Genomic DNA, 4,609 nt, shown 5'->3' with positions numbered 1-4,609 from the left:
TGCTCGCCGCCGCCCGCAGGCGATACGACCCCGAGGGCAGACTGAGCACCCTGTACGAGAAAGCGGTGAGGAACTCATGACCACAGACGTGGGAGTACGGCTGACGATCGCGGACGCGCTCGGACGGCTCATGAAGGACGGCCTGCCGTTCCGCTTCGAGGCCTTCGACGGCAGCGTTGCGGGGCCGGAGGACGCACCGATCAAGCTGCGCCTGCTCAACGAGCGCGGCCTGTCCTATTTGATGACCGCGCCGGGCGACCTGGGCTTCGCGCGGGCCTATGTGTCGGGCGACCTCGAGCTCGAGGGTGTCCACCCGGGCAACCCCTATGACGCCATGGTCCTGATCATGAGCCAGCTCAAGTTCAAGGTGCCGTCGGCCGCCGAGATGGTCCAGATCGTCCGCAGCCTGGGCTTCGGCAACCTCAAGCCCCCGCCGCCGCCCCCGGAGGAGCACCTCCCCAAGTGGCGCCGCGCCATGGAGGGCCTGCGCCACAACAAGAAGCGTGACGCCGACGCGATCCACCACCACTACGACGTCTCCAACCGCTTCTACGAGCTCGTGCTCGGCCCGTCGATGACCTACACGTGCGCGGTCTACCCGACGCTCGACTCGACGCTCGAGGAGGCCCAGTTCGAGAAGTACGACCTGGTTGCCCGCAAGCTCAACCTGCAGCCCGGGCAGCGCCTGCTCGACATCGGCTGCGGCTGGGGCGGCATGGTGCGCCATGCCGCCAAGCACTACGGCGTCAAGGTCATCGGCGTGACGCTGTCGCGGGAGCAGGCCGCGTGGGCGCAGGAAGAGATCAAGCGCCAAGGCCTTGACGACCTCGCCGAGGTCCGCTTCATGGACTACCGCGACGTCACCGAGACCAACTTCGACGCGATCAGCTCGATCGGCCTGACCGAGCACATCGGCGTACGCAACTACAACTCCTACTTCACGTTCCTGCGCGACCATCTCAAGGTCGGCGGCCGGCTGCTCAACCACTGCATCACGCGGCCGCACAACAAGACCATGTCGACCGGCGCGTTCATCGACCGCTACGTCTTCCCGGACGGCGAGCTCACCGGCGTCGGCCGCATCACCACGGCGGCGCAGGATGCGGGCCTCGAGGTGCGCCATGTCGAGAACCTGCGCGAGCACTACGCCCTGACGCTCAAGGGCTGGTGCGACAACCTGGCCGAGCACTGGGACGAGGCGCTCGGCGAGGTCAGCCTCGGCCGCGCCAAGGTGTGGGGCATCTACATGGCCGGATCACGGCTCGCGTTCGAGCGCAACGAGATCGAGCTGCACCACGTGCTGGCGGTCAAGACTGACGCGCACGGCAACGCAGACTGGCCACTCCGCCCGACCTGGGGTAGCTGAGCCACGTGGCTCGCGGCGCGTCGAGGGCACCGGATACGCTCGACGAGGCGCGCGAGCGCCAACCCCGCCACCGATCGCCTGGAGTCCGCTCGCCCATGGAAACGTCCGTGCCGCAGTATGTTCGCGATCACGCTCGGCACCTCCGGAAGCATCCGTTGACGATCGCCAGCACGACGATGCGCTATCAGTCGCAGGCCGGTCTCGAGCTCCTCGCGGCCATGGCGACCGGGGGCACCATGGGCTACGACGAGGTGCTGAGCAGGCTGCGCGAGCTGGTCGCGTCGGGGTCGTCCACAACCGGCGACGAGTTCGATGTCGTGGCAGTCACGGCACTTGCGCGCGCCAGGGCAGGCTGGCCCGGCGCGGTTCTCGACTACACCGAGTCGGCGGACCTGCACCAGGCGTTGCGGCTGCTTCTCGCAGGTCGGTCCAGGGTCGGCCTCGGCCTGCCGGGTCACACCGACCGACTCGACGCGCAGACCAACCTCGCGGTGGGTCGCGTCGACTACGTGAGCTCGATCCTGCCGAAGATCCGTCTGGACGAGGAGTCGCGCTGGATGCTCGAGACCGAGCTCGCCCACCCGCAGATGGGTCGGGCCGGCTCGACGATCGAGGGCTGGCTGCGCTCGTTCAACCGGCTGTTCGAGGATCGTGGTCTGCTGCCGATCACGCTGCGAGACGGCGACGACTCGCCGTTCGACCGCATCGAGCCGGCCACGACTCCGGTGCCCGTGGCCGAACCCGGGCCGACCGTCTCGATCATCATGTCGGTCTTCAAGCCGGACGCGAGCCTGGTGACGTCGCTGCGTTCCTTGCTGTCGCAGACCTGGCCACACCTGCAGGTGCTGGTCGTCGACGACCGCTCGCCCGACGAATACCAGCCGCTGATCGCCGAGGCGGTCGCGCTGGACGATCGCATCGAGCTGCTCCGCATGCCGGTCAACGGCGGCACCTACAAGATCCGCAACTTCGCGATGGCGCTGGCGCGTGGCGAGTTCATCGCCTTCCAGGACTCTGACGACTGGTCCCACCCGGAGCGCATCGAGCGCCAGCTCCGGCCGCTGTTGGACGACCCGAGCCTGGTGGCATCGCTCAGCCGCGCGGTGCGCCTCGACTCCGGGCTGAGCCAGAACAAGATCGGCTTCAGCTCCATGCGGCAGAATGCCTCGTCGCTGCTGTTCCGGCGCGAGCCCGTGCTCGCGGCGCTCGGTGGCTACGACGAGGTGCGCAAGGCGGCCGACTCGGAGTTCACCTCCCGCCTGGAGGTCGTGTTCGGCAACGACAGCATCCAGGACATGAACCTGCCGCTGGCTCTGGTGCAGCTGACGAGCGACTCGTTGTCGCGCGGTGACTTCATGTTCGGCTGGCGCAACGCCAACCGGGTCTTCTACCGCGAGTCCTACATGCACTGGCACGCCACCGGAATCGCCACTCGCCAGGAGGCGCGGCTCGTGCCCGGCCGGCCGCGCCCGTTCCCGGCCCCGCCGCCCTACCTCGGTGTGCCGCTCGACCCCGAACGCCGCTTCGACGTCGTGCTGATGTCCGACTGGCGGCAACAGGTCAGCCGTTACGAGGGCGGTCCCGCCGAGGTCGCAGCGCTCGCAGCCGCAGGTCTGACGGTCGCGTCGGCGCACGCCGTGACGATGCGGTTCGCCCGGCGGGAGCGACTTCCTCCAGGACCCGAGACGATGGACCTGCGCGCTTCCGGAGCTCTGACCCCTGTGCGCTGGGAGGACCCCCTCCAGGCCCGGTTGGTGCTGGTCCGTGACCCTGAGCTGCTGAGCTATCCGAGACCGACCGACTCGAGCCGGATCAGCGCCGAGCGGGTGGTGATCGTGGCGGGTCATCCTCCGACGTCGCCGGCCGGGGACCTTGTCTACGACCCCGTCGTGGTCGAGCGACACGCACGGGAGCTGTTCGGGACCGAGCCCGAGTGGTTGCCCGCGAGCGAGGGCATCGCGCGTTCGCTGGCCACCGTCTCCGACCACGCGGTTCATCCGCCGGTGGTGCTCGGCGCGGTGTCCCGTGCCGCGATCCGTCGCGCCGGTCTGCGCGGCGGGATGCGTCCGATCATGGGCGCCACGGCCGACGCCCGCCCGCACGACCCGCCGAGCTGGGAGCAGTGGCTCGACATCTTCCCCGACGACGACGGCTACGACGTGCGCATACGTGACTCCGAGCGCGCGTTCGCCTCGGTGGCCGCCGGCCGCGCGATCCCCCCCAACTGGTTGCGAACCACCGAGCCGTCGGACGGCGAGTTCGTCGGTCAGCTCGACTTCCTGGTCGGTCTGCCGCTCAGCTCGGCGGGCGTCGAACCCGTGCAGGCTGCGTTGTCGGCGCTGGCCCACGGGTGCGTGGTGATCCTCGACCCGGCCTACGAGCCGGTGTTCGGGCCGGCCGCGCTCTATCTGCGCGACACGACTGCTCGCCAGCTGGTCGACGAGATGGTCTCGCGGCCCGACCACCATCGTCAGCAGCAGGCACGGGGCTACGAGTTCCTCGACTCGGAGCTGTCCGCCGAGGTGTTCGCCGCCAGGATCGGGGCTCTCCTCGCGGGGGCGGAACGGAAGGAATCAGCGTGAGGTTGCCCAATCGGAAGTTCCTCCTCGTCGGCGCAGGCGTCGGCGCGGTGCTGGTGGTCGGAGCAGTTGCCGCCCTTGTGGAGGCCTGGCCACTCGCGGTCATCTGCGTGCTGCTGCTCCAGGCGTCGACCCTCGCCGTCATGCTGGAGGCGGTCCGGCGCAGCGGCCGCAACACCGCAGCGCTCGAGCGGCTCAGCCGTGACGTCACCAACGTGTCTGCGCGGGTGGTCACCGAGGCGCGCGCGCTCCAGTCGGACCTGGTGGCCGTCGGCCTTCGTGCCGAAGGCCTGGCCGGATCAGCCGGCGGCGAGGATCCACCAACGGGTGGATGAACGTCCGCACCCGCGGACGGCGGCGAATGCGTCCCGCAGCCGAGAATCAGGGCAATTGGCGGACGGGTTTGGCTTTGTCATAGTGTGGCGAACCTATGAACGAATCATTCATCCCCTCGGCGCGTCCGGTCATCGCTGAGGAGGACATCGAGGCTGCCGTGCGCGTCCTCCGCAGTGGCATGGTCGTCCAGGGTCCAGAGGTCAAAGGCTTCGAGGACGAGTTCGCCGAGGTGGTCGGCGGGGCGCACTGCGTCGCCGTCAACTCCGGCACCTCGGCTCTCCAGCTGTCATTGCTCGCGCTCGGCATCGGTCCCGGTGACGAGGTCATC

4 protein-coding genes are annotated in these 4,609 nt (G+C 69.0%); all 4 read left to right on the top strand.

Annotated elements, in window-relative coordinates:
* Positions 1-76 precede the first annotated feature (76 nt).
* Positions 77-1,366: a cyclopropane-fatty-acyl-phospholipid synthase family protein gene (locus tag V6M46_RS13205; RefSeq protein ID WP_332665871.1), complete on the top strand. Its 1,290-nt coding sequence runs from the start codon at positions 77-79 to the stop codon at positions 1,364-1,366.
* Between the two features lie 155 nt (positions 1,367-1,521).
* On the top strand, positions 1,522-3,948 hold the full coding sequence (locus tag V6M46_RS13200) for a glycosyltransferase family 2 protein (protein ID WP_332665868.1): 2,427 nt from the start codon (positions 1,522-1,524) through the stop codon (positions 3,946-3,948).
* Positions 3,945-4,280 carry a hypothetical protein gene (locus V6M46_RS13195; RefSeq protein WP_332665865.1) on the top strand — a complete coding sequence of 112 codons (336 nt, stop codon included), beginning with the start codon at positions 3,945-3,947 and terminating at the stop codon, positions 4,278-4,280. Before V6M46_RS13200 ends, V6M46_RS13195 begins: the two co-directional genes overlap by 4 nt.
* Before the next feature lie 95 nt (positions 4,281-4,375).
* A partial coding sequence (locus V6M46_RS13190; RefSeq protein WP_332665862.1) for a DegT/DnrJ/EryC1/StrS family aminotransferase occupies positions 4,376-4,609 on the top strand: 234 nt, incomplete at its 3' end.

It is taken from the genome of Aeromicrobium sp. (assembly GCF_036676885.1).
Taxonomy (GTDB): domain Bacteria; phylum Actinomycetota; class Actinomycetes; order Propionibacteriales; family Nocardioidaceae; genus Aeromicrobium.
This window is presented reverse-complemented; position numbering and strand designations above follow the sequence as displayed.